Below are 24,121 nucleotides of genomic sequence, written 5' to 3'. Positions count from 1 at the left end.
TACTTTTTGCGGAAAAGCAGGACACTGTGTTCAGCCCAGAAACGTTCCTGACCGAAAGTGAACCGATGCAGAAACTCCCGCTGCTTGCCGTCCTCCTGCTGACCGTGTTCAGCGGCGCCGCCAGCGGCGCCAGTTACGGCGACACCAGTCCGATCTATGCGGGCGGCGGGGCGGGGCGGATGCAGTTGCGCGCCCCATGCGGCGGCGGGGATGCCTGCCAGGGACAGGATAACGGCAGCGGCAAGTTGTTCGCCGGTTTCAATTTTGCGCCGTTCAGCGCCTGGCAGGGTTCGGAGTTGACCAGTTCGCTTGAATTGGTGGCTTACCGCAGCGGCAAGATGAACCTGGCGCGCGAGCGTGGCGCGGCGTCGCTGCGGGGAGCGGGGCTGTCGTACCGGATCAGTTCACGCGAGACCGATGCGCTGTCGGTGCATGCCAGGGCGGGGCTGACCCGCTTGTCGGGCAAGTTCGATGGCCAGTCAAGCGGATCGACCGGCCTGACGGGTGGCTTGGGGATCGCGTATGCGCTCGACAAGCATCTGTCGCTGACGGCCGATTACGATGTGCTCAGGGCCGGTTTCGGCGCGCTGGCACGCACGCAAGTGCATTTGATGACCTTCGGCGCGGCCTGGAAGTTCTAGGCGGCGCACACCAGATGGCCTGATCGCGGGCGCCCACCGGGGCGCCCGCTGGCGGCCCTTGGTATCCCGCCCCGATTCTTCCGACATCGAACACCGAACACCGATAACCTTACAACCGTCATTCCCGCCTTCGCGGGAACGACGGTTGTAACGTCAGCGCACATGAACGTTTGCCGGGGCGATGGTTTCAGGCCGGCGCGTCGTTCCTAATCCGGTTCCGGTTCCAGCCTGGCTTTCTTGAGCGCGCGCTTGGCCGCCTGGCGCTCCTGCGCCGGGCCCTTGGCGTGCGGACCGGCGGCGCGCAGCTTGGCTGCCACGGCCACCGGATTGCGCACCTTGGCAACCTGCTGGGTCGGCTTGACCGTGATGCGCATTTTTTGCCGCGTCGCCAGTGCCTTGTTTGCCATCGCGCGCCTCCTTACAGCACGTAGCGCGACAAGTCTTCGTTGTCGGCCAGCTTGTCCAGGCGCTCGTTCACGTACGCGGCGCTGATCGCCACCACGCTGCCGCCGGTCTCGCTGGCGGTAAACGATACTTCTTCGAGCAGCTTTTCCATCACCGTGTACAAGCGCCGCGCGCCGATGTTCTCGGTGCGCTCGTTGACCGAAAACGCAATCTCGGCCAGCCGCGTGATGCCGTCCGGCGCGAATTCGATTGTCACATCCTCGGTCGCCAGCAAGGCCTCGTACTGCTTGGTCAAACAGGCGTCGGTGCTGGTGAGAATGCACTCGAAATCGGCAATCGACAGCGATTCGAGCTCGACCCGGATCGGAAAGCGTCCCTGCAACTCGGGAATCAGGTCCGACGGCTTGGCCAGGTGGAACGCGCCCGAGGCGATGAACAGGATATGGTCGGTGCGGATCATGCCGTACTTGGTGTTGACCGTGGTGCCCTCGACCAGCGGCAACAGGTCGCGCTGCACGCCGGCGCGCGACACATCGGCCCCGCCCATTTCGGAGCGCGACGCGATCTTGTCGATCTCGTCCAGGAAGACGATGCCGTTCTGCTCGACGTTGGCGATCGCCTTTTGCTTCAACTCGTCATCGTTGACCAGCTTGGCCGCTTCTTCATCGATCAGGATCTTCATCGCTTCGCCGATCTTGATCTTGCGCGGCTTCTTGCGCGCCGCGCCGATACCGGAAAACATGGACTTGATCTGCTCGGTCATTTCTTCCATGCCGGGCGGGGCCATGATTTCCATCTGGGGACCGGGCTCGGCCACTTCGAGCTCGATTTCGCGGTCGTCCAGCTCGCCTTCACGCAGGCGCTTGCGGAAGGTCTGGCGCGTGCCGTCGCCTTCCTTGGTTTCAAGCGGCGCCGGCGTGACGTTAAAGCCGAAGTCGCGCGCCGGCGGCACCAGGATGTCGATGATGCGGTCTTCGGCCGCGTCTTCGGCGCGCTGGCGCACTTTTTTCATTTCGCTGGAGCGGGTCTGCTTGATGCCGATGTCGATCAGGTCGCGGATGATGGTGTCGACGTCGCGCCCGACATAACCGACTTCGGTGAACTTGGTCGCTTCGATCTTGATGAAGGGGGCGTCGGCCAGCTTGGCCAGGCGCCGTGCGATCTCGGTCTTGCCGACCCCGGTGGGGCCGATCATGAGGATGTTCTTGGGCGTGATTTCATGGCGCAGCGGCTCGGCCACCTGCTGGCGGCGCCAGCGGTTGCGCAGGGCGATGGCGACGGCGCGCTTGGCCTTGCCCTGGCCGACCACGTGCTTGTCGAGTTCGGAAACGATGTCGCGCGGCGTCATGTTCATGGAGTTTGGCATGGTGCTTCCCCTTAATCCAGTGTTTCGATGATGTGCGACATATTCGTATAGATGCACAGCTGGCCGGCGATGGTCAGCGATTTTTTCACGATCTCGGCCGGCGACAAATCGGTGTTTTCCTGCAGGGCCTTGGCGGCCGACTGGGCGTAGGTGCCGCCCGAACCGATGGCGCCGACCCCGTCTTCGGGTTCGAGCACGTCGCCGTTGCCGGTGATGACCAGGGTCGATTCATGGTCGGCCACCAGCAGCATGGCTTCCAGGCGGCGCAGCACGCGGTCGGTGCGCCAGTCCTTGGCCAGTTCCACCGAGGCGCGCAGCAGGTTGCCCTGGTGCTTTTCGAGCTTGCCTTCGAAGCGGTCGAGCAAAGTGAAGGCGTCGGCGGTGCCGCCGGCGAAGCCGCACAGGACCTTGCCCTGGTAGAGCTTGCGCACCTTGCGGGCCGTGCCCTTCATGACGATGTTGCCGAGCGTGACCTGGCCATCGCCGCCGATCGCGACTTGCTTGCCGCGCCGTACGCACAGGATGGTGGTGCCGTGAAATTGTTCCATTATCGTTGCCTCTCAGTGATGGAGCGGCCGGCCGGAGATGGCTCCCGCGCGGCTGCATGCCTCCCAGAAATGGGGATGCTCACGGAAATTGCAAGACAGCTACTGGCCGGATACCCGTATCCGCGCCGGACGATCGTGCCATCGACTCAGGCGCCGTTGACTCTAGCGCCGTCGCCCCCGCGCAGGCGGGGGTCCATAGCACCTATGCTCAAAGGTGCTATGGATTCCCGCCTGCGCGGGAAGGACGGTTTTAAGTTTATCGACTTCGCTAAATCGCTTAAATCAACGCCATTTCGCCGGCGGGCAATGGTCAGTACTTGTGCGGGAACAGCTTGGCCACTTCCGTGAAGCCCAGTAGTTTGAACAGTGCGGCGACCAAATGGTTCAATTCGCGCAGCTCGATTTTTTTCTCGGCCGCGATCGGGCGCAAGCGGTTGAGCAGGGCGGCGGCGGCCGAATAGTCGACCCGCGCCAGGCGCGAGCAGTCGAACAGCACCGTTTCGGCGCTGTCGGCGGCGTAGGCGTCGATGGCGTCGAACAGGGCCGTGCCGGCCCCTTCGATCACCGACGGCAACATGAAGCCATCGGTGGCCGGCGGCGTGTGCAGGATGCTGACCGAGGTGGCGGTGCTCAGGGACGGTTCGAACGACGGCGGCGACACCTCGTAGGTGACGCAGTAATCCATCGCCGTTTCTTCGAAGTCTTTTTCGCGGTCGAGCAACTGGAACAGGGCCAGCAGCAGCAGCCAGGGCGCTTCGCTGGCGTCGCGCTGGCCGATCTCGATGGTCGAGTGGACCAGCTCGGCCAGTTCGGCGGCGCCGGCCACGATCAGTTCGCGGTCGCTGGCGCGCAGGCGGTTCATGGTTTCGAGCAGCAGGGCGCAGCCGTCCGGCGTGACGCTCTGGATGCGCGCAAATTCGAGGCGCAGCACCGGGTTTTCGCTGGCGCGCTGCAACAGGCGTTCCAGGCGCGGGGCCACTTCGCCGTCGAGCACGCCGCTGAACACTTCGGTCGGGGTGACCCCGGCAAAGGTGCGCTCTTCCATGCCAGGAGGCATCAGCGGCGGCGACCACGAGGGCGGCGAGGTTTCGAACTGGCTGGCGTAATCGATTGCAATGTTGTCAAAATCCTCTTGGCGTCCGCCCACCTGGTACAGGTCGAACAGCATCCACCAGATGGTGCGGTCGTCCTTGCCCAGCTCGGCCAGACTGTCGAGCAGCATGTGTTCGGTCACGGCCATCTGGTCGTTGGCGAACATGATGGCGATTTCTTCGATGACGGGCGCGGTCTGGGGCGCGACCAGCGCGTCCGGCAAGTCTTCGTCGGCCAGCAGTTCGGTGGTGGCCAGTTCCAGCATCGGCAGGGTGTCGGTGGTGGCGCCATCGGCGGCCGCGGGCTTGGCCTTGCGCGGGCCGCTGCCCCAGGCCGGCTCGGGCGTGTTGAAAATGTCGTTCGACATGGCCGATTCGATCGCGTCGATCTTGGCCGCGGTGGCGCGCGCGATTTCGCGCTGGCGCGCGCGGTCGGCGTCGGTGTCGGCGGCCAGGCGCGACGGTTCACCGACGCGCAGGCGCGAGTCCGGCGCATTCTTGGCGCCGGGCTGCTCAGTTTTCTTCTTGTTGAAGATGGAGAAGATACCCACGTCGTTCCCTGTCTCGTTCTACGCTGCGTACTGCGCCAACCGCACCGGGCGCATCGAGCGCAGCAAGCGCCCTGATTGATCTGACTGCGGTTCTGTCTGCGGAACCAAGCGCAGCGCCAAGCCGCACGGTAGCATGCCGGCCGGCGCCACGCCAGCCACCCGTCCTGTCCACTTGCCTGGACAATCCACCATAGTGTAGCCGATAGGCAAGCTTCGAGCCGGATTGGCGGGAGCGGCAAAACAAAAAAGCATGCGGGGGCGAACCCGCATGCTTCTTCGGAGGTGGCGCGCGGCGCGGCTCAATCGCCGTACAGCTTTTGTTTCAGCTCGCGGCGCTGCTGCGCTTCGAGCGAGAGCGTCGCGGTCGGGCGCGCGATCAGGCGTGGAATGCCGATCGGCTCGCCCGTCTCTTCGCACCAGCCGTAGTCGCCACCGTCGATGGCGGCGATCGATTGCTGCACCTTTTTGAGCAGCTTGCGCTCGCGGTCGCGCGTGCGCAGTTCGAGCGCGTGCTCTTCCTCGATGGTGGCGCGGTCGGCCGGATCGGGCACGAGCACGGTTTCGCGCAGATGCTCGGTGGTCTCGCCCGCGTTCTTGAGCAAGTCTTTCTCGAGCTGCTGCAAACGGGCCTTGAAAAACGCCAGCTGCGCCGGATTCATATAGTCCTTCTCACCCATGGCACGGATGTCGTCCTCGGAGATGAGATGGCCTTCTGTATTGACGGCGGGGGTCGATTTAGTTGTTTTAGTCATGACTTCACTTACCTTCGATACGACAGTGGTTTCATTTTATCAGCTAACCCGGTCGCGGCACCGGTAAAGCAGCGGTGCCTGCGCCCGAAGCGCCTACCTTGACGGCTTGCTGAACTGCCGCCTTGTTCGTAACTTTCCGCACCCGGATACCGATTTACTGCAGGTGCGCTAAAGCGGGCATCTTAAAACCCGGATAGTTTATACCAAACATTGTTCCAAACCGCTGACAAAGACATCTTTCGGTAAATTTTTGCCAATAAAAACCATTTTACTGCCACGTTCCTCGTTTTCGCCCCATTTTGCGCCCAGATCGCTGCCCATCATCTGGTGTACGCCCTGGAATACCACCTTGCGTTCGGCGCCCTGCATCAGCAGCACGCCCTTGTAACGCAGCATGCGCGGACCGAAGACATTGACCAGGCTGGCCAGGAACTCGTCGAGCTTGGCCGGATCGAAGGGACGGCCGCTCTTGAAGACGAAGGCGGCGATGTCGTCGCTGTGGTGGCCGCGATGGTGATCGTTGTGATCATGGTGCTCGTGCTCGCCGTGTTCGTGAGCGCAGGCGTCGGTATGCACGTGCTCGTGATCGTGATCGTGATCGTGCGCTTCTTCGGCCTTGAGGAAGTCCGGGTCGATTTCCAGCTTGTCGTTCAGGTTGAAGCCGCGGATGTCGAGCACCTCGGCCAGCGGCGCGCGCCCGAAGTCGACCGTGCTGATCGGCGCGCGCGGGTTGATGCGCATCAGGCGCGCCTTCAGCGCATCGAGCTGGGCCGTATCGACCAGGTCGGTCTTGGAGATCAGCAGCTTGTCGGCAAACCCGACCTGGCGCTGGGCTTCCTCGTACTCGTCGAGCTGGGTCATGGCGTGGCGCGCATCGACCACGGTCAGCACGGCGTCGAGCATGTAATGTACGCCCACTTCCTCGTCCATGAAGAAGGTTTGCGCCACCGGCCCCGGATTGGCGAGACCGGTCGTTTCGATGATGATGCGGTCGAAGTGCAGCTCGCCCGCCTCGAGCTTTTGCGCCAGGCTGGTCAACGCCACGATCAGGTCGCCGCGCACGGTGCAGCAGATGCAGCCGTTGTTCATCTCGACGATCTGCTCGCTGCTGTCCTGCACCAGGATGTCATTGTCGATGTTTTCCTGGCCGAACTCGTTCTCGATGACGGCAATCTTCAGCCCGTGATCCTCTTGCAGGATGCGGTTCAGGAGCGTGGTTTTGCCGGCGCCGAGGAAGCCGGTCAGGATGGTGCTGGGTATCAAGGCCATGTTGTCGTCAATCAGTGTGGCGCCCGGGAGCGGGCGAATAATCGAGCGATTATGCCGGATTTCGCCAATTGCTTCCAACTACCGCCGGATCGCTTGACGCGGATCATGCCGCCAACGCGCTTGCGGCCCTGTTGCAGGCCTATTTCGCCTTGGCGCGCGGATGGGCCTGGTCGTACACGGCGGCCAGGTGCTGGAAGTCGAGCGCGGTGTAGACCTGGGTCGAGGTGATGCTGGCGTGGCCGAGCATGTCCTGCACGGCGCGCAGGTCGCCCGACGATTGCAGCACATGCGAGGCGAACGAGTGGCGCAGCATGTGCGGATGCACATGCACCGGGGTGCCGGCGTCGATCGCGTGCTGTTTCAGGCGCAGCTGCACCACCCGCGGCGACACGCGCGTGCCGCGCTCGGACAGGAACAGGGCGGCGCTGCCGTCGGCCGGCGGCGGGCGCACCGCCAGCCAGGCCGCCAGCGCGCTGCGCGCGTGGCTGCCCACCGGCACCGTGCGCATCTTGTTGCCCTTGCCGGTGACCAGCACGTCGCCCGAGTCCAGGTCGATCCAGCCGAGCGAGGCGGACTGGCCCTCGCCGCCCTTGGTGTACGTCACGTCGAGCCCGGCCAGCTCGGCCACCCGCAAGCCGCTCGAATAGAGCAGCTCGAACATGGCGCGGTTGCACAGCTCGGCGCTGGTCGGGCTGCGCCCGGGCGGCGCGCTTGACACCAGCTGCACGGCGTCGTCCACCGCCAGCGCTTTCGGCAGCGGGGCCGGGCGCTTGGGGGCGCGCACCCCGTCGGTGGGGTTGGCCGCCAGGGTGATGTGCTCCGACAGCCAGCCGAAAAAGCCGCGCCAGCTCGACAGCTTGCGGGCGATCGAGCGCGGTCCCAGTTGCTGGCTGTGCAAAATGGAGGTCAGGCGCCGGATGTCGGCCTGGCGCACCTGCTGCCAGGGCATGCCCTTGGCCAGCGTATGCAATTGTTGCAGGTCGCGCCGGTAGGCGTCGATGGTGTGCGGCGAGAGCTGGCGCAAGGTGGCCAGCTGCTCGAGGTAGCGCCCGACCCAGTCGGTGGCATCGGTGGCATCGGGCGCGGCCGGATGGTCCATGTCAGGCCCGCAAGGCCGCCAGCGCGGCGCTGGCGGTTTCGCCGATGTGCACCAGGAAATCGGTGCCCATGCTGGCGGTAAAGCGTTGCGGATCGGGCGAGCCGAGGATCAGCAGGCCGAAGGCGCTGCCGTTGCTGCGCAGCGGCAAAATGACGGTCGACTGCACCGCGCCCGCGTCGGCCAGCCAGCGCACCGCTTCGAAGTCGTGGTTGCTGCCGCAGTAGGGCGCCAGCAAGCTGTTGGCGAACAGTCGCGCATCTTCCGACACGCCGTTGACGTACCAGTTGCCGGCATGCGCCGGCGCCAGGTTCCACAGGCGCAGGGTGGCCTGGGGCACGCCGAAATGGGTGGCCAGGCCATCGACCAGGGCGCGCGGCATGTCGCCGTCGTGGCGCGTCTTGAGCAAGGTCTGGGTCCAGCCGTGGAACTTGTTGGCGATGGCGGCGTTCGCTTCGGCCAGGCGGACCAGGTCCGACATGCGCAGTTCGAGCGCCTTGTATTTGTCGCGCATCACTTCCATCTGGCGCTCCTGGAGCGAGACGGCCTTGCCGGTCAGCGGGCTGGACAGCTTGACCTCGCCCAGCAGATTGGCGTGTTCCTGGAAAAAGGTCGGATGGCCGGCCAGGTAGTCGGCGACGGCGGTAGAGTCCAGAGTGGCGGTCATTGAAAGTCTTTACGTGAAGTCTTGGTGCGGGGAATCGTGTTGCATGCGAAAAAACGTCCCGCAATTCTAACCGACAGCTTGCGCTCACACGCAAAAAGACGCCCGCAGGCGTCTTTTTTGCAGTGCGCGCTCGTCGCGCGCCGTGCTTAGAAGCGGTGACGCACGCCGACCTGGATGGCGTGGCTGTCTTCGCCAGCGACTTTGGTGAAGCCGCCCGGCGAACCGGCGCCGCCCGGCGTGTACTGGCCATCGTTCTGGTTCTTGATATGCGACAGCACGGTGTAGACATCGGTGCGGGCCGAGAGGTTGTAGTCGTAACCGACTGCCACCAGGGTCGCATCGCTGTTCGACACGGTGCGGTCGTTCTGGCGCGCCGCCGAGGCCATCAGGCGGCCCTGGCCCAGGCGGTAGTGCAGGCCGAGCTGGTAGCTGCTGGCATCGACCTGGCTGTTGCGGGTGATGTTGGTGGTGTAGATATTGGTCAGGGCGGCGACGGTCGGCGCCGCCACGCCGGCGGCGCGCAGGCCCGGCGCCACCTGGCCGTTGAACACGGCGAGGTAATCGGCCAGCAGGGCCGAATTGCGGTTGACCTGGTCGTGGTAGCCGGCGAAGAACTTGAAGTCGCCGACCTTGACCGAACCGCCCACGGTGGTGGTGGTCAGGCTCTTGCGGCCTTGCAGGTCTTCACCCTGGTTGTGGCCGACGCCGATGTCGAACATGCCGGTCTTGTAGGTGAGCGCGCCGCCCATGAACTTGTTGTAGCGGCCCAGGTAGCCGGAGTTCTTGGTGCCGTACATGAGCGAGCCGCCGAAGCCGGACGGGGTGGCGATGCGGTACTGGATCGATTTCTGCGAGCGGATGTCCGCGCCCAGCGCGGTAAAGCCGGCGGTGCCGCCGGTGATGCCGCCCCAGGTGCCGCCGGTGCCGGTTTCGAAGGCGTCAGCCGCGGCGAACACTTCGTAGCCAGGGGTGTACATGCGCCCGACCAGGATGGCGCCGAACGGCGTGACCAGGCCCACCATGGCGGTGCGGTCGAACAGGGCTTTCTCGGCGTTGACGGCGATCGCCGGCTGCAGGCCGCCGCGCAGGGTCGCCAGGGTCGGCGCCAGGGCCGGGGTCTTGAAGGCATCCATGCCCTTGGTCAGGTAAAAGCCTTGATTCGGGTTCACCAGGCCGGGGCTCTGGGTGCCGGTGTCGAGTTCGACGCGCGCTTCCAGATTGAAGATGGCCTTGTAACCACCGCCGATGTCTTCGGTACCTTTGAGACCGATGCGCGAACCGTCCGCGATACCACTGACGAGTTTGGCCGATTCACCTTTGGTTTTCATGAAACCAGCATCGGCAATACCGTAAATGGTCACACTGGACTGGGCCAGGACCGGGGCTGCGAAACAGGTAGCGATTACACCAGCGATTAATTTTGTTTTCATTGTGTCTCCAGGAGATTTTTATATTTAAAAACGAACGTGCGTACTAATTCGTTTTAACCAATATGCCATCGTTTTTTAGCCTTGTACAGAAAGCCGATCGCACACGCAAGTGCTGGTTGCGAAAAAGACACAGACGAAGCAAAAACGTCAATACCGTCTTATCTGAAACACCACAGCCTGCGCCGTCAACGACAAAGGGCGGCGATGTCGCCATCGCCGCCCTTTGTTTTATCCGACCGACTTATGTTGCATGCGATTTATATCGCACTGCATCAAAACGCGTGATTCACGCCCAATGCATAGATATTCATGCTCGATGGAATGGTCGGGCCTTTCTTGTTGGACGCATCAGCATACACATAAGTGCGCGGCGACAGGCTGTATTCGTAGCCGATCGACATTTGCTTGGTCTTTTGCATGCCCTGGTTCAAAGCACCCTGGTTCTTCTGGCCATAACCGGCCAGGATTTTGCCCTGGCCCATTTTGTAATTGGCGCCCACCACCCACGAACGCGCTTCTTCGCTGTTAAACAAGGTATGGCCGCGGTCTTGCTGCACGCGCGTGGCCATCAGTTTCAGTTCCGGCGTGGCCATCACATAGCCGGCGATCGAGAGCAGGCGCGTTTCGACCGCGTTGCGTTCGGCGGCCAGCATCAGCGAGCCGGCCGCGCCGGTATAGGTGGCCGAGACCGAGTAAGGATTGGCCGACGCTTCCGCGCCAGCACGGTATTGCGGGTTGGCCAGGGTGCCGCGCCCGAGGATCGCTGCCGAACCCGCGCTCGCTTCCTTGGTGCCGACCGTGGCATTGATCTGGAAGCCGTTGTACACGTTCGAGTTGTAGAACAGGGCGTTGTTGAAGCGGTTGGTCGAATTGCCCACCGAGCCGAGCGGGTCCGAGGTGTAGCCGGCGACCATCAGGTCGGTCTGGAAACCGGCCGGGCTCGGCACGCCGTGGAACGGCTCGAACTGGGTGCTGCTTTCCTGGAAGGCGGTCAGGCCGCGTCCCAGGCGCACCATGCCGAAGGCGCCTTGCAGGCCGACCCGGCTCTGGCCCTGGAACAGCGGACGCTGGACGCCACCCCCGCCCTGCTCGATCGTGCCCGAGTCCGGTTCATAGCGAATTTCGAGCTGGAACAAGGCTTTCAGGCCGCTGCCGATGTCTTCCACGCCTTTGAAACCGAGGGTGTTATTCGCGCGCTTGCCGATGGCCAGCGATTGGTCAGTACGTTTGATCATGCCGGCATCAACGGTGCCGTAGATGACCACAGAAGATTGTGCTTGTGCAAAGCCGGCGCTTGCGCCCAGAACTGCCAGAGCGACCAGTGATTTTTTCATGTACACGTCCCTAAAAGTGAAACAGTCGAATCCGCAAGTGCCTTGAGTTTTCAATCTACTGAACACCCGGATTAAGAAACCTTATTGCTTGGCCATGTCCAGCGTGGCTGTCCTGGTCGATTATGAGGGGTAGAATTGGTTGAAAGCCAATCATTCCGGCAGTGTTGTTGTATTTATGAAACGGCAGTGCGTATTGATACAGGCAAGCGCATCGTCATTTTTATGAAATCGTTTCATGCGGTATCCGGGATATTCTGACTAACAAGCTTTGTGCGAAATCAAGGAAGTCGCCATCAGCGGCCATCGCGTCGCGCGCCTGACGTAGACTTCAAAACGTCGGCTGCACCCGCATCAGCCAGGCAACTGTTGTATATTGGCAACTCGACCGGCACCATGCGGCGTAGCAGGCTCAAGGACGCAATCTCCTCCCGGGGCTTCTCCAACAAGGTGATGGCAACAATCATGGCAAACCGCGAAGAACTAGCGCTCATCCGGGGCGCGCGCGCAGGCCGCGCCCAAGCCCAGCTCGATCTGGGAACCCTTTATCTGTTCGGCAGCGCCGGCTTGCCCAAAAGCTTGCCGACGGCCCTGCACTGGCTTGACCGTGCCGCGCAGCAAGGCAGCGCTGGCGCCTGCCAGCTGATCGGCACCCATATTCCCTTCGAGGTGGCGCTGCAGAGCCAGCGTCCGGTGGCGTGCTGGTTCGAGCAAGCCTGCGACGACGGCAACCTGCGCGCCGGGCTGGTGCTGGCCCAGCTGATTTTAGGCGGGCATGGCGGCGCCACGCCCGGCCCCGAGCGGCGCGAAAAAGCCTTGCGCGCGCTCGAAGTGGGCGCGGCGGCCGGCCTGGCCGAAGCCCAGTGGCTGCTGTCGCAGCACCGGCGCCTGGCGGGCGCGCTGACGGTGGCCTCCGAGGCGCCGGTGGCGTCGCCGGCGCGTGCGGCGGCCGCGCCGGCGCCGCAGCGCACGGCCGATGCGCGCTGGCTGCAGCGCGCCGCCGAGAGCGGCTTGCCGCAGGCCCAGCTGTCGCAACTCGACACCGACTGGGAAGAAGGGCGCCTGGCCGCCTACGCGCAGCGCGCACTGCCGCTGGCGCGGGCCCTGGTGCGCCAGCTGGGCACGACGCCGCGCGCCGCCAGCGGGCTCGGCGCGGCGGACATCACCTTGCTGTCGCGTTGCGCGCGCGCGCTGGCGGCCGCTGCCGGCGATGCCGATGGCGGCCGTTCCGATACGCTGGACGCCGAGATGCGCCATTTCTTCGAGCTGGCCGCCGCCGAGCACGATGCGCATGCCCAGTTCGCCGTGGGGCTGTGGTGCGCGCGCATGCAGGTCGACGGCAAGCGCATCGCCGTGGGTGAAGGCTCGGCCAACTTCAAGAAAGCCATCCGCTGGCTGACCCTGGCCGGCAACCAGGGGCTGGCCGAAGCCTGGTACGCGCTGTCGCGCATCTACGTCAAGCCCGAGTTCTCCCAACGCAACGTGCTGGACGCCCAGCGCTATCTGGAGCGCGCCGCCGAAATGGGTTACCGCGACGCCCAGCTCGAGTGCGGCAACAGCGCCTGGCGCGCGCGCCGCGAGAATGAAAACAATGATGTGCGGGCGGTGTACTGGTTACAGAAGGCGGCGCTGCAAGGCTGTCCGCTGGCGGCCACGGCGCTGCACAAGATCGCCCCGCGCTGCGACGGTGCGGCTTACACCGAAACCGGGACCTTGGCGGCGTACGAGCTGGGCGGCGCGCATCCGCTGCTGGCCGCGCGTCTCGAGCTGGCCGCCCTGTTCGGGCTGACGCGCGCCGAAGCCTTGTTGCTCGATGTGACGGCGGCCGACCAGGGGCATTGCCTGGTGATCGATATCCGCGGCAGTTACGGGCGCAGCAAGCGGCGCCTGGTGGTGATCGATTCGATGCACGAACGGCACGCGCTGGACCGCATCGTGCGCCTGTTCGACGGCATCGACTGCGGGCCGGGCGGGCCGGAGGGCAATTACCGGCAGCGGCTGTACCGGCTCAAGACCCTGGTGCCGGAGTCCGAGCATGCCGAGCTGGGGGAGGTGGAGGCGTACGAGATGGCGGCGTGAGGGCAGGGCCGGGAACCTCAAGACCGTCATTCCCGGCCGAGGCCGGGAACGACGGTCTTCAATCTAGCGGTTGGAACTGACCTCGATCTCGCCCTCGAACACCGTCACGGCCGGTCCGCTGAGCATCACCGCCTGCCCATCGCCGGCCCATGCAATCGATAACTCTCCACCGCGCGCAGTCACGCGCACGGGCGAATCGAGCAATCCGCGCCGGATCCCGGCCACCACGGCCGCGCAGGCGCCAGTGCCGCAGGCCAGCGTTTCCCCGGCGCCGCGCTCGTACACGCGCAGCTTGACGTGATGCCGGTCCAGCACCTGCATGAAGCCCGCATTGACCTTGTTCGGAAAACGCGCATGCGCTTCGATCAGCGGCCCGGTCTCTGCCACCGGCGCGAGCTCGACATCATCGACCACCTGCACCGCGTGCGGATTGCCCATCGAGACCACCGACACGAACACCGTCTTGCCGCCCTGATACTTGATCGGCAAAGGCCACAAGGTATCCTGTCCCTCGGCCCAGCCGCCCAGCCCGGACGCATCGAACGGCACCCCGGCCGGCGCCAGCACCGGCGCACCCATGTCCACCGTGATGCTGCCATCGGCCTCGAGGCGCGGCGTGATGACGCCCTTCATGGTTTCCACCCGGATACTGGATTGCGCCGTCAAACCCTTGTCGGTGACAAACTTGACGAAGGCGCGCGCGCCGTTGCCGCACTGCTCGACTTCGCCGCCATCGTGATTGAAGATGCGGTAACGGAAGTCGCAACCGGCGCCCTGGGCTTTTTCCACCACCAGGATCTGGTCGGCGCCGATGCCGAAGCGCCGGTCCGCCAGGCGCTGCCACTGGGCGGGGGTGAAATCGACTTGCTGGCTGATGGCATCGATGACGATGAAATCATTGCCGGCGCCGTGCATCTTGGTAAATTTGAGTTTCATGCGTCTCAGTAGTGTGCGTGATAACTATTGTTTCAGGTACGGCGACGGTTCGCCGGGCGGACGGGTCTTGAAGCGCTTGTGCGTCCAGAAATACTCGGCCGGCGCCTCGCGCACCCGCTCCTCGATGAAGGCATTCATCCGGCGGGCCGACTCGGCCATGTCATCGCCCGGATAATGTTCCCAGGCCGGATAAAACGTCACCTTCCAGCCAGTGTAATTGGGCAAGAATGTCGCCACCACCGGAATCACCTGCGCCCCGGTGGCCGCCGCAATGCGCCCCGGCGCGGTGAGCGTGGCGGCCGGAATGCCGAAAAACGGCACGAACTCGGCATCCTTGTCGCCGAAATCCATATCCGGCAGCATAAAGTAGGGCAAGTGCTCGCGCATGGCGCGCAGGATCGGCTTGACCCCCTCCTTGCGCGAAAACAATTGCACCGGACGAAAACGGGAACGCCCCTTGCGCAGCACCTCGTCGAACACGGCATTTTTTTGCGGTACGTAAATCGAGCACAAACTCGTTTCCAGCATCACCGCCACGCCGGCCACGTCCAGGCTCACGAAGTGCGGGCACAGCAGGATGGTCGGCTGGGCCGCGATCTGCGCCAGCGGCACGCCCGGCTCGACCTTGATCAAGCGGCGCAAGCGCGCTTGCGGCGCCCACCACAAAATGCCGCGCTCCCACACGCTGCGCGAATACGACTGGAAATGCTGGCGCGCCAGCACCACCCGCTGCGCTTCCGACAATTCCGGCATGCACAGGCGCAGATTGGTCAGGGCGATATGGCGGCGTTTGCGCAACACCAGGAACAGCAGGCTGCCCACGCCCGTGCCGACCCGTCCCAGCACCGGCAGCGGCAACCAGTGCATCAGCCACACCAGGCCGAGCAAGACCTTCATGCGTCCACCCGGGCGTCAGGCGCGGGCACGCCGCCGGGCTGCTTGTAGCGGTTATAACTCCAGAAATACTGGGCCGGGCAGCGCGCGATCAACTGCTCCATGGCGCGATTGATCATGCCCGCCCGCTCGGCGGGGCTGCCCTCCAGTTCCTGGCCGAAGGGCACGAAGCGCACGATAAACCCGCGCCCGGCAGGACGCCGCTCGGCGTACACCAGGATGATCTCGGCATTGCCCAGTTGCGCCAGCTTGGCCGGCAGGGTCATGCTGTAGGCCGGGCGTCCGAAAAACGGCGCCCACACGCCTTCGCCCTGCTGCGGCACCTGGTCCGGCAGCACCCCGATCGGCTCGCCGCGCTTGAGGCACTTGGCCAGGATGCGCACGCCCGACAGGTTGGCCGGCGCCAGGTGCAGGTTGTGGCGCGCTCTAGCGCCCTCGATCAGCGGTTTCAGGGCCGCCTGCTTGGGCGGGCGGTACATCACGGTCAGCTTGGTGCGCAGCGCGATCTGCTGGGCGGTGATTTCGAAGCAGCCCAGGTGCGGGGTCAGGAACATGATGCCGCGCCCGCTGTCGATGACCGACTGCACGTAATCCCAGTTCTCGTCGGTGGCCATGCCCGCCACTTTCCCGGGCGGCGCGCACCACACGAAGGCCAGTTCGATGATCGACTTGCCGGACTCGGCGATGGCGGCCGACAAATGCTGGCCGAAGCCGGCCGCGCGCATGTTGGTGCGCATCAGCTTGCGGTAAGAAGGAGAGGCGAGATACACGAACCAGCCCAGCGCGGCGCCCATGACATGCAGGGCCGGCAATGGCAACTTCGATAAGGTACGGAAAAGAGGAACTAACATGGTTTTTGACTGTGGTTCAACAAACGGCTAGTTGCTTAGCCAAAATTTCTCAAGGAGCGTAAAATACCACGTATGCAGTATCCGCCGAGTTAATAGACAACTTGCGAAGCGGAATATAAATGTCGCTAAAGCGTCGCAGGCAACCCGGTTACTGCGACATCAACATCACACAGTAACAGGAGCATTGCATGTCAAACGACTATCTCTTCACGTCCGAATCCGTGTCCGAAGGCCACCCCGACAAAGTTGCCGACCAGATTTCGGACGCCATCCTCGACGCCATTCTCGAGCAAGACCCGACAGCGCGCGTTGCCGCCGAAACCTTATGCAACACCGGCCTGGTGGTGCTGGCTGGTGAAATCACCACCCACGCCAACGTCGATTATATTCAGGTCGCGCGCGAAACCATCAAGCGCATCGGCTACGACAACACCGACTACGGCATCGATTACCGCGGCTGCGCCGTGATGGTCTGCTACGACAAGCAGTCGCCCGACATCGCCCAGGGCGTCGACGAAGGCGCCGGGATCGACCTGGACCAGGGCGCCGGCGACCAGGGCCTGATGTTCGGCTACGCCTGCGACGAAACGGCCGAGCTGATGCCAGCCGCCATTCACTATGCGCACCGCCTGGTCGAACGCCAGTCGCAACTGCGCAAGGATGGCCGCCTGCCGTGGCTGCGTCCGGATGCCAAGTCGCAAGTGACCCTGCGCTACGTGGACGGGCGTCCGGTCGGCGTCGACACTGTGGTGCTGTCGACCCAGCACGCGCCGGACGTGACGCACGCGCAGATCGAAGAAGCGGTCATTGAAGAAATCATCAAGAAAGTGTTGCCGGCCGAATGGCTGCACAACACGCGCTACCTGGTCAACCCGACCGGTCGCTTCGTCATTGGCGGACCACAAGGCGATTGCGGCCTGACCGGTCGCAAGATCATTGTCGACACCTACGGCGGCGCGGCGCCGCACGGTGGCGGCGCGTTTTCGGGCAAGGACCCATCCAAAGTCGACCGTTCGGCGGCGTACGCGGCCCGCTACGTGGCCAAGAACGTGGTGGCGGCCGGGCTGGCGCGCCAGTGCCAGGTGCAGGTCAGCTACGCGATCGGCGTGGCCAAGCCGATCAACATTACTGTGTACACCGAAGGCACGGGCGTGATTTCCGACGAAAAAATCGCCGCCCTGGTGATGGAACACTTCGATTTGCGTCCGAAAGGCATCGTCCAGATGCTCGACCTGCTGCGTCCGATTTACCAGAAGACGGCGGCCTACGGCCACTTCGGCCGCGAAGAGCCGGAATTCACGTGGGAGCGCACCGACAAAGTCGCCTTGCTGCGCGCCGAAGCCGGCCTGTCCTAAGCAACACGGTCGCAAACCGCCAAGCAACGCGGTTTGCACCCCCAACCGGGGTCAGAGCTTTAACTCGAAACATTTCTAGTTAAAGCGCTGACCCCGGTGTTCGTTTCGGGGCTGTTCCTGCTAAAAGCGCAAGAATCTGACGAAATGGCGTCCGCTGTTTCGATTTACCCGAAATCCTGCACCGGGGTCAGAGCTTTAATTAGAAATGTTTCGAGTTAAAGCTCTGACCCCGGTTGTAGGCGCTCTGCAGCCACGCGTAGGCGCTTTTGCCGCACCCGAGAAATTTGGCTGGCGCAACTTGGCGTTAGCGGCTACACTTCTTAGTTCCGAGGAGCGTTGCGACGAAATGCCCCATTTCGCCAGGCTCGGAAAGTCCACCGCAACTGCGCTCACGTTACTTTTTTCTAACTGAAAGGAGGGCGTGATGAACGCCGTACTCAAATCTTCGCAAGACTTCCATATCGCCGACATTTCCCTGGCCGCCTGGGGCGACAAGGAAATCAAGATCGCTGAAACCGAAATGCCCGGCCTGATGGCTATCCGCGAGGAATTCGCCGCGGCCCAGCCCCTCAAAGGCGCGCGCATCACCGGTTCGCTGCATATGACGATCCAGACCGCCGTGCTGATCCAGACCCTGGAAGCCCTCGGCGCCAAGGTCCGTTGGGCATCGTGCAATATCTATTCGACCCAGGACCACGCCGCCGCCGCCATCGCCGCCGCTGGCACGCCTGTGTTCGCCGTCAAGGGCGAAACCCTCGACGAATACTGGGATTACACCCACCGCATCTTCGAATGGCCAAGCGATGCCGGCCAGCCGGTGTATTCGAACATGATCCTCGACGATGGCGGCGACGCCACCCTGCTGCTGCACCTGGGCACGCGCGCCGAAACCGATCCGTCGGTGCTGGCCAAGCCGGGTTCGGAAGAGGAAATCTGCCTGTTCAACTCGATCAAGACCCACCTGGCGAAAGATGCCACCTGGTATTCCAAGCGCCTGCCGCACATCCTGGGCGTGACCGAGGAAACCACCACCGGCGTGCATCGCCTGTACCAGATGCACAAGGAAGGCAAGCTGGCCTTCCCGGCCATTAACGTCAACGATTCGGTCACCAAGTCGAAATTCGACAATCTGTACGGTTGCCGCGAGTCGCTGGTCGACGGCATCAAGCGCGCCACCGATGTGATGATCGCCGGCAAAGTCGCCGTCATCGCCGGCTACGGCGACGTCGGCAAGGGCTCGGCCCAGGCCATGCGCGCGCTGTCGGCGCAAGTGTGGGTCACCGAAATCGATCCGATCTGCGCCCTGCAGGCGGCGATGGAAGGCTACCGCGTCGTGACCATGGATTACGCCGCCGAACATGGCGACATCTTCGTTACCTGCACCGGTAACTATCACATCCTGACCGAACAGCACATGCTGGCCATGAAAGACCAGGCCATCGTCTGCAACATCGGTCACTTCGACAACGAGATCGATGTCGCTTCGCTGAAGAAATATCAGTGGGATAACATCAAGCCCCAGGTCGATCATGTGATCTTCCCGAGCGGCAAGCGCATCATCCTGCTGGCCGAAGGCCGCCTGGTCAACCTCGGTTGCGGTACCGGTCACCCGTCGTACGTGATGAGCTCCTCGTTCGCGAACCAGACCATCGCCCAGATCGAGCTGTTCGCCAACACCGCCAAGTACCCGGTCGGCGTGTATGTGCTGCCGAAGCACCTGGACGAGAAAGTCGCGCGCCTGCAGCTCAAAAAGCTTAACGCGCAACTGACCGTGCTGACCGACGAGCAAGCCGCCTACATCACCGTCAGCAAAGAAGGCCCTTACAAGCCTGACCACTACCGTTATTAATCGGTAACGACGGCGCGCATCTGCAAAGAGCGCGCCGTTTTTTTGTTCTACACAATATCGTTTTCATATCAACCGGACTCCCGCTTCCCTTATGCGCTTACTTTTGACGTGGTTGATTAACGCAGTGGCGCTATGCGCGCTGCCATTCCTGATGAGTTCGGTTCAAGTCACGAACCTGGTGTCGGCCTTGATTGCCGCGCTGGTGCTCGGCCTGGTCAATACCCTGATTCGTCCGGTGCTGGTACTGCTGACCCTGCCCGTAACCCTGCTATCCATGGGCTTGTTTATCCTGGTGATCAATGCACTGCTGTTTTGGGCAGTCGCCAACTTGATCGACGGATTCCAAGTCTCAGGTTTCTGGTCGGCCTTTATCGCCGCCATCCTGTACAGCATCATCTCGTGGGCGCTGTCTACCTTACTCCTCAAAAAAGATGGCAACTCCTGACTTCAGCATTGAATTCTATCCGCCCAAGACTCCCGACGGGGCGGACAAGCTGCGCGTGGCGCGCGCCAAACTGGCGCTGCTGCAACCTAAATACTTCTCGGTCACTTTCGGCGCCGGCGGCAGCACCCAGCAGGGCACGCTCGACACGGTCGTCGAGATCCTCGGCGAGGGCCACGACGCCGCTCCCCACTTGTCGTGCGTGGGCGCCACGCGCGCATCGATCCGTACGATCCTGACACAGTTCCAGTCGCATGGGATCAGGCGCGTGGTGGCCTTGCGCGGCGACTTGCCAAGCGGCTACGGCGGTGCGGGCGAGTTGCGCTATGCCAGCGAGCTGGTCGAGTTCATCCGGGCCGAGACGGGCGACTGGTTTCACATCGAAGTGGCGGCCTATCCGGAAGTGCATCCCCAGGCCAGGTCGCCGCAAGATGACTTGCAAAACTTCGCACGCAAGGTGCAGGCCGGCGCGAATGCGGCCATCACCCAGTATTTTTACAACGCCGACGCCTACTTTGCGTTCATGGACCAGACCCGCAAGCTGGGGATCGATATTCCCGTCGTGGCGGGGATCATGCCGATTACCAATTACACGCAGTTGATGCGGTTTTCGGATATGTGCGGAGCGGAAATTCCGCGCTGGGTGCGCTTGAAGCTGGCCAGTTTCGGGGATGACACGGCATCGATCAAGGCGTTCGGGCTCGATGTGGTGACGCAGCTGTGCGAGAGATTGCTGGCCGGCGGCGCGCCAGGCTTGCATTTTTACAGCATGAACCAGGCGCTGGCGACGACCGCGTTGTGCGAGCGCTTGAAGGCTGCTTGATGGGTGCGTGACAGCGGCTTACTTCCTCGAACTTATTCGACCGCTACCTTAAAAACCGTCTTCCCCGCCTGCGCGGGGAAGACGATTCATCGGTCAGTGCCCGGAGGGAGCGATGACCCCTCCGTCAGTACCACATCCAGCGCCACATCATGCTGGCCTTCGGCAAACGCCACCTGGTCCGCCTGATACGCCACGCCCACCGTGACCGGCCTCGGCGCATCTTCCAGCGTGCGGTCGTAATACCCCCCGCCATACCCCAGCCGGTAGCGCTCCGCCGTAAACCCCAGGCAAGGCACCAGCAGCAGCCCCGGCCGGTCCACCATCCTTTGCTCAGCCGGCACCGCCACCCCCATCCGGTCGCTGACCATCGCCTCGCCCGGCACCCACGCCACGAACGCCAGCGCCGAGTCCGGTGCCACCACCAGCGGCAGCGCCAGCGGCACGCCCGCCCTTGCCAGCTCAAGATACAGCGGCTGCAAATCGGGCTCGCCGCGCAGCGGCCAGTACACCCCCAGCACCTGGTCCGCTTCGCGCGTACTGTGGGCGCGCCACCACGCCAGCACGCGGGCCCCGATCAGCGCGTCCCGGCGCGCCTTGTCCAGGGGATCGAGCGCGCGCCGGGCCGCTTTTAGGGTGGCGCGCAAACTTGCCTTGTTGGCACTATGTGCAATTGCATCATTTGCGTGCGCCGATGCTGGCTGCGCGGCATGCCCGCATGGTATTCTAGGTTCGCCCGTCATGTGTTAATTGAAGTATCAATGGAGAGTTGCACTCAGATGTTCCTGCCGAAATTGTTTGCCTTCGCGATTGCCGCCGGAGCCTGCCTGATTCCAGCGTACGCCCAAGCGCCCGCGCCCCCGTACGACCCGCGCGCCGACGACGATACCTTCCTGCTGCTGCGCGAAGCCGCGCGCCAGGACGATGCCGCCAAGGCCAATGCCTACGCCTCGCGCCTGCAGAACTATGCGGTGCCGTCGTATGTCGATTATTATCGGCTCAAAACCCGGATGCGGGTGGCATCCGCCGATGAATTGCGCGATTTCCTCAAGCGCTACCAGGGCCTGGCCATCGCCGACCGCTTGCGCAACGACTGGCTGCTGGAACTGGGCCGCGCGCGCGACTGGGCCAATTTCGACCAGCAGTATCCCCTGTTCGTGCTCAACGACGATACCCAGGTCAAGTGCTACGCCCTCATGGCGCGCGTGGCGCGCGGCGAAAAAGTGGCCGACGACGCCCGTGCGCTGCTGGCCAATCCGGCCGGCTATGGCGACGCTTGCGGCTCGCTCATCTCCACCCTGGCCCAAGCGGGCCAGTTCGACGCCAACGACTTGCTGGCCCAGCTGCGCCTGGCCGGCGAAACCCGCGCCACCGGCCCGGCCAAGCGCATCGCCGCGCTGCTCGGCGTATCCGAACTGCACGCCTCGCAGGCGGTCGACCTGCCGGCGCTGGCCATGGCGCGCGGCCTTGGCGAGACCCGCGCCGACCACGAAGTCTATCTGGTGGCGGTGGCGCGCATGGCGCGCACCAGCCAGAACCTGGCCGTGGTCGCCCTGAACAAGAACGCTGCTCGCCTGTCGCCCCAGGAACAAGCCATCGGCTGGGCCGGCATCGCGCACGCCGCCTCGCTCACGCTCGCCCCCGAAGCCTACGATTACTGGCGCAAGAGCGCCGGCGCGCCGCTCACGGCCGAACAGATCCAGTGGAAAACCCGCATCGCCCTGCGCCGCGGCGACTGGAAAACCGTCAAGGCCACCATCGAAGCGATGCCGGCCCCGCTGCGCGCGCAACCCGGCTGGACCTACTGGCTGGGCCGCGCGCTGCAGGCCGAACACGGCGCGCATGAAGCGGCCGTGGTCCTGTACCAGCGCATCGCCGACCAGAACAGCTTCTATGGCCAGCTGGCGCTGGAAGAACTGGGCCAGCTCATTTCGATCCCGCCGCCGGGCCCGGCCCTCACGCCCGAGGAAATGGCGCCCATGGCCAGCAACCCCGGCCTGCGCCGCGCGCTCAAGTTCTTCAGCCTGCGCCTGCGTCCCGAAGGCACGCGCGAGTGGAACTGGGAACTGCGCAAGTTCAGCGAACGCGAACTGCTGGCCGCGGCCGAATTCGCACGCCAGAACCAGATCCTCGACCGCATGGTCAATACCTCGGACCGCACCCGCACCCAGTTCGACTACACCCAGCGCTTCCCGGCGCCGCACAACGACATCCTGCATCCGACCGCGCAGCAACTGGGCCTGGACCGGGCCTGGGTGTATGGCCTGATCCGCCAGGAATCGCGCTTCATCATGGATGCGCAGTCGAACGTCGGCGCGTCCGGCCTGATGCAGGTCATGCCCGCCACCGGCGCCTACGTGGCGCGCAAGATCGGCCTGGGCGACTACGTCAAGAACAAGCTGACCGACGTGCGCACGAACATCCTGCTCGGCGCCAATTACATGAGCATGGTGCTGGCCAACGCCGACGGCTCGCAGACCCTGGCCACGGCCGCCTACAACGCCGGACCGGGACGCATGCGCAACTGGCGCTCCAAGCTCGACGAGCCGATGGAAGGGGCCATCTTCGCCGAGACGATCCCCTACATGGAAACCCGGATCTATGTGAAGAATGTGATGTCCAACGCGACCAACTACGCCGCGCTGTTCGAGAACAAGCCGCAGTCGCTCAAGGCGCGCCTTGGCAAAATCACGCCGCGCAGCGCCCAGGGCAACGACTTGCCCTGATGCGCCTGCGGGCACATGTCGGAGCGTACACGATGAAAGACATGACTGTAGTGGTGTTTGGCGGCTCCGGCTTCATCGGCAGCCACCTGGTGGCGCGCCTGTCGCAGGAGGGGGCACGGGTCATCGTGCCGACCCGGCGCGCCGAACGCGCCCGGCACCTGATCTTTTTGCCGCGCGTCGATGTCGTCGGCGCCAACATCGCTGACGACGCCACCGTGCGCCGCCTGCTGGCCGGCGCCGACGCCGCCATCAACCTGGTGGGCGTGCTGCATTCGCGCCGCGGCCAGCCGTACGGGCCCGACTTCAAGCGCGCCCATGTCGAGCTGCCGCGCCGCATCGTGGCCGCCTGCGCCGCCACCGGCGTGACGCGCTACCTGCACATGAGCGCCCTGGGCGCGGCCGCCGGCGGCCCGTCGATGTACCAGCGCTCCAAGGCCGACGGTGAAGTGGCCGCGCGCGCCGAGCCCTCGGTGGCGGCCACGATTTTCCGGCCATCGGTGGTGTTCGGTCCCGGCGACAGTTTTCTCAATACCTTTGCGCGCATGCAGAAGTGGCTGCCGTTCATTCCGTTAGCCGGCGCCGCCACCGATTTCCAGCCGATCTACGTGGGCGACGTGGCCGACGCTTTCGTGCATGCGCTGGGCGACCTGAAAACGCGCCACCAGGTGTATTCGCTGGGCGGGCCGCAGATCTGGTCGCTGGCCGAACTGGTGCGCCTGGCGGGCCGCTATGCCGGCCATCCGCGCCCGGTGTTCGGCATTCCCGCGCCGCTGGCGCGCCTGCAGGCGGCGCTGTTCGCACTGCTGCCGGGCGAGCCGGTGATCAGCCGCGACAACCTCGACTCGATGCGGGTCGATAACGTCGTCGATCCGGCCATCCAGGCCACCACCGCCGCCGCCCTCGGCCTGCAACTGCGCGCGCTCGAAGCGGTGGCGCCGCACTACCTGGCGCCGCACGAGCGCTTTGACGACTACCGCGCCCGCGCCGGGCGCTGACGAGGCGCTCGCGCCGGGCCCTGATTT

At 64.1% G+C, this 24,121-nt stretch carries 22 protein-coding genes and 1 riboswitch; of the genes, 8 read left to right on the top strand and 14 right to left on the bottom strand.

The window, feature by feature from the left end:
- The first annotated feature begins 65 nt into the window (after positions 1-65).
- Complete coding sequence (locus F1735_RS06765) at positions 66-641, top strand: outer membrane beta-barrel protein (RefSeq protein ID WP_167236221.1); 576 nt, start codon at positions 66-68, stop codon at positions 639-641.
- A 206-nt stretch (positions 642-847) separates the two neighbouring features.
- On the opposite strand, the gene F1735_RS06760 is transcribed toward F1735_RS06765, so the two are convergent.
- The 10 genes from F1735_RS06760 to F1735_RS06715 all read right to left on the bottom strand — a co-directional run bounded on the left by F1735_RS06760 (position 848) and on the right by F1735_RS06715 (position 11,150).
- Positions 848-1,048 carry a hypothetical protein gene (locus tag F1735_RS06760; RefSeq protein ID WP_167236220.1) on the bottom strand — a complete coding sequence of 67 codons (201 nt, stop codon included), beginning with the start codon at positions 1,046-1,048 and terminating at the stop codon, positions 848-850.
- Between the two features lie 11 nt (positions 1,049-1,059).
- On the bottom strand, positions 1,060-2,400 hold the full coding sequence (gene hslU / locus F1735_RS06755; RefSeq protein WP_187364175.1) for an ATP-dependent protease ATPase subunit HslU: 1,341 nt from the start codon (positions 2,398-2,400) through the stop codon (positions 1,060-1,062).
- Positions 2,401-2,423: 23 nt separating this feature from the next.
- A complete protein-coding gene (gene hslV, locus F1735_RS06750; RefSeq protein WP_099873691.1) occupies positions 2,424-2,960 on the bottom strand; it encodes an ATP-dependent protease subunit HslV in 537 nt (178 codons plus the stop codon).
- A gap of 310 nt (positions 2,961-3,270) precedes the next feature.
- Complete coding sequence (locus F1735_RS06745; RefSeq protein ID WP_167236219.1) at positions 3,271-4,602, bottom strand: STAS domain-containing protein; 1,332 nt, start codon at positions 4,600-4,602, stop codon at positions 3,271-3,273.
- 299 nt (positions 4,603-4,901) lie between these two features.
- The gene (gene dksA, locus F1735_RS06740; RefSeq protein WP_167236218.1) at positions 4,902-5,354 is read right to left on the bottom strand and encodes an RNA polymerase-binding protein DksA; all 453 of its coding nucleotides are present in this window, start codon (positions 5,352-5,354) and stop codon (positions 4,902-4,904) included.
- 198 nt (positions 5,355-5,552) lie between these two features.
- Positions 5,553-6,623 (bottom strand): CobW family GTP-binding protein, encoded by a 1,071-nt coding sequence (locus F1735_RS06735; RefSeq protein WP_167236217.1) that lies wholly within the window; start codon positions 6,621-6,623, stop codon positions 5,553-5,555.
- A 139-nt stretch (positions 6,624-6,762) separates the two neighbouring features.
- Entirely contained in the window at positions 6,763-7,722 is a 960-nt protein-coding gene (locus F1735_RS06730; protein ID WP_167236216.1) for a tyrosine recombinase XerC, read from the bottom strand.
- 1 nt (position 7,723) lies between these two features.
- Positions 7,724-8,386, bottom strand: coding sequence for a DUF484 family protein (locus tag F1735_RS06725; RefSeq protein WP_167236215.1), 663 nt, complete (start codon positions 8,384-8,386; stop codon positions 7,724-7,726).
- A 146-nt stretch (positions 8,387-8,532) separates the two neighbouring features.
- Positions 8,533-9,816 carry a porin gene (locus F1735_RS06720; protein ID WP_167236214.1) on the bottom strand — a complete coding sequence of 428 codons (1,284 nt, stop codon included), beginning with the start codon at positions 9,814-9,816 and terminating at the stop codon, positions 8,533-8,535.
- Between the two features lie 272 nt (positions 9,817-10,088).
- Positions 10,089-11,150, bottom strand: a complete 1,062-nt coding sequence (locus tag F1735_RS06715) for a porin (RefSeq protein WP_167236213.1) — start codon at positions 11,148-11,150, stop codon at positions 10,089-10,091.
- 462 nt (positions 11,151-11,612) lie between these two features.
- Here F1735_RS06715 and F1735_RS06710 point away from each other — a divergent pair, with 462 nt between their 5' ends.
- Positions 11,613-13,226, top strand: coding sequence for a tetratricopeptide repeat protein (locus F1735_RS06710; RefSeq protein WP_167236212.1), 1,614 nt, complete (start codon positions 11,613-11,615; stop codon positions 13,224-13,226).
- Between the two features lie 63 nt (positions 13,227-13,289).
- Here the strand turns inward: F1735_RS06710 and dapF are convergent, their stop codons facing one another.
- Genes dapF through F1735_RS06695 form a run of 3 tightly spaced genes read right to left on the bottom strand, consistent with a single transcriptional unit; the run spans position 13,290 to position 15,907 of the window.
- Positions 13,290-14,162: a diaminopimelate epimerase gene (gene dapF, locus F1735_RS06705; RefSeq protein WP_167236211.1), complete on the bottom strand. Its 873-nt coding sequence runs from the start codon at positions 14,160-14,162 to the stop codon at positions 13,290-13,292.
- A gap of 24 nt (positions 14,163-14,186) precedes the next feature.
- A complete protein-coding gene (locus F1735_RS06700; RefSeq protein WP_167236210.1) occupies positions 14,187-15,059 on the bottom strand; it encodes an LpxL/LpxP family acyltransferase in 873 nt (290 codons plus the stop codon).
- A complete protein-coding gene (locus tag F1735_RS06695) occupies positions 15,056-15,907 on the bottom strand; it encodes a lysophospholipid acyltransferase family protein (protein ID WP_167236209.1) in 852 nt (283 codons plus the stop codon). The genes F1735_RS06700 and F1735_RS06695 overlap by 4 nt, the downstream gene beginning before the upstream one ends.
- A 188-nt stretch (positions 15,908-16,095) precedes the next feature.
- Between F1735_RS06695 and metK the strand changes: the two genes are divergently transcribed.
- The 4 genes from metK to metF all read left to right on the top strand — a co-directional run bounded on the left by metK (position 16,096) and on the right by metF (position 20,376).
- Positions 16,096-17,262 (top strand): methionine adenosyltransferase, encoded by a 1,167-nt coding sequence (gene metK / locus F1735_RS06690; protein ID WP_167236208.1) that lies wholly within the window; start codon positions 16,096-16,098, stop codon positions 17,260-17,262.
- A 322-nt stretch (positions 17,263-17,584) separates the two neighbouring features.
- A riboswitch (S-adenosyl-L-homocysteine riboswitch) is annotated at positions 17,585-17,660 on the top strand.
- Between the two features lie 26 nt (positions 17,661-17,686).
- On the top strand, positions 17,687-19,111 hold the full coding sequence (gene ahcY, locus F1735_RS06685) for an adenosylhomocysteinase (protein WP_167236207.1): 1,425 nt from the start codon (positions 17,687-17,689) through the stop codon (positions 19,109-19,111).
- Positions 19,112-19,202: 91 nt separating this feature from the next.
- Positions 19,203-19,556 carry a phage holin family protein gene (locus F1735_RS06680; RefSeq protein WP_166891962.1) on the top strand — a complete coding sequence of 118 codons (354 nt, stop codon included), beginning with the start codon at positions 19,203-19,205 and terminating at the stop codon, positions 19,554-19,556.
- Positions 19,543-20,376 carry a methylenetetrahydrofolate reductase [NAD(P)H] gene (gene metF / locus F1735_RS06675; RefSeq protein WP_167236206.1) on the top strand — a complete coding sequence of 278 codons (834 nt, stop codon included), beginning with the start codon at positions 19,543-19,545 and terminating at the stop codon, positions 20,374-20,376. Before F1735_RS06680 ends, metF begins: the two co-directional genes overlap by 14 nt.
- A gap of 86 nt (positions 20,377-20,462) precedes the next feature.
- On the opposite strand, the gene F1735_RS06670 is transcribed toward metF, so the two are convergent.
- The gene (locus tag F1735_RS06670) at positions 20,463-21,020 is read right to left on the bottom strand and encodes a 5-formyltetrahydrofolate cyclo-ligase (RefSeq protein ID WP_229505658.1); all 558 of its coding nucleotides are present in this window, start codon (positions 21,018-21,020) and stop codon (positions 20,463-20,465) included.
- 132 nt (positions 21,021-21,152) lie between these two features.
- Here F1735_RS06670 and F1735_RS06665 point away from each other — a divergent pair, with 132 nt between their 5' ends.
- Positions 21,153-23,099, top strand: a complete 1,947-nt coding sequence (locus tag F1735_RS06665) for a lytic transglycosylase domain-containing protein (RefSeq protein ID WP_167236204.1) — start codon at positions 21,153-21,155, stop codon at positions 23,097-23,099.
- Positions 23,100-23,131: 32 nt separating this feature from the next.
- On the top strand, positions 23,132-24,094 hold the full coding sequence (locus tag F1735_RS06660) for a complex I NDUFA9 subunit family protein (protein ID WP_167236203.1): 963 nt from the start codon (positions 23,132-23,134) through the stop codon (positions 24,092-24,094).
- Positions 24,095-24,121: the final 27 nt, after the last annotated feature.

Source organism: Massilia genomosp. 1 (assembly GCF_011682185.1).
Classification (GTDB): domain Bacteria; phylum Pseudomonadota; class Gammaproteobacteria; order Burkholderiales; family Burkholderiaceae_D; genus Telluria_A; species Telluria_A rubra.
Note: the sequence above shows the minus strand (reverse complement) of the source record. Positions and strands in the feature narration are given on the sequence as shown.

Bases quoted from the DNA above. Each gene is read 5' to 3' on its own strand.
- F1735_RS06765 (WP_167236221.1), top strand. From the start codon at position 66: ATGCAGAAACTCCCGCTGCTTGCCGTCCTCCTGCTGACCGTGTTCAGC.
- F1735_RS06760 (WP_167236220.1), bottom strand. From the start codon at position 1,048: ATGGCAAACAAGGCACTGGCGACGCGGCAAAAAATGCGCATCACGGTC.
- hslU (WP_187364175.1), bottom strand. From the start codon at position 2,400: ATGAACATGACGCCGCGCGACATCGTTTCCGAACTCGACAAGCACGTG.
- hslV (WP_099873691.1), bottom strand. From the start codon at position 2,960: ATGGAACAATTTCACGGCACCACCATCCTGTGCGTACGGCGCGGCAAG.
- dksA (WP_167236218.1), bottom strand. From the start codon at position 5,354: ATGACTAAAACAACTAAATCGACCCCCGCCGTCAATACAGAAGGCCAT.
- F1735_RS06735 (WP_167236217.1), bottom strand. From the start codon at position 6,623: ATGGCCTTGATACCCAGCACCATCCTGACCGGCTTCCTCGGCGCCGGC.
- F1735_RS06730 (WP_167236216.1), bottom strand. From the start codon at position 7,722: ATGGACCATCCGGCCGCGCCCGATGCCACCGATGCCACCGACTGGGTC.
- F1735_RS06725 (WP_167236215.1), bottom strand. From the start codon at position 8,386: ATGACCGCCACTCTGGACTCTACCGCCGTCGCCGACTACCTGGCCGGC.
- F1735_RS06720 (WP_167236214.1), bottom strand. From the start codon at position 9,816: ATGAAAACAAAATTAATCGCTGGTGTAATCGCTACCTGTTTCGCAGCC.
- F1735_RS06715 (WP_167236213.1), bottom strand. From the start codon at position 11,150: ATGAAAAAATCACTGGTCGCTCTGGCAGTTCTGGGCGCAAGCGCCGGC.
- F1735_RS06710 (WP_167236212.1), top strand. From the start codon at position 11,613: ATGGCAAACCGCGAAGAACTAGCGCTCATCCGGGGCGCGCGCGCAGGC.
- dapF (WP_167236211.1), bottom strand. From the start codon at position 14,162: ATGAAACTCAAATTTACCAAGATGCACGGCGCCGGCAATGATTTCATC.
- F1735_RS06700 (WP_167236210.1), bottom strand. From the start codon at position 15,059: ATGAAGGTCTTGCTCGGCCTGGTGTGGCTGATGCACTGGTTGCCGCTG.
- F1735_RS06695 (WP_167236209.1), bottom strand. From the start codon at position 15,907: ATGTTAGTTCCTCTTTTCCGTACCTTATCGAAGTTGCCATTGCCGGCC.
- metK (WP_167236208.1), top strand. From the start codon at position 16,096: ATGTCAAACGACTATCTCTTCACGTCCGAATCCGTGTCCGAAGGCCAC.
- ahcY (WP_167236207.1), top strand. From the start codon at position 17,687: ATGAACGCCGTACTCAAATCTTCGCAAGACTTCCATATCGCCGACATT.
- F1735_RS06680 (WP_166891962.1), top strand. From the start codon at position 19,203: ATGCGCTTACTTTTGACGTGGTTGATTAACGCAGTGGCGCTATGCGCG.
- metF (WP_167236206.1), top strand. From the start codon at position 19,543: ATGGCAACTCCTGACTTCAGCATTGAATTCTATCCGCCCAAGACTCCC.
- F1735_RS06665 (WP_167236204.1), top strand. From the start codon at position 21,153: ATGTTCCTGCCGAAATTGTTTGCCTTCGCGATTGCCGCCGGAGCCTGC.
- F1735_RS06660 (WP_167236203.1), top strand. From the start codon at position 23,132: ATGAAAGACATGACTGTAGTGGTGTTTGGCGGCTCCGGCTTCATCGGC.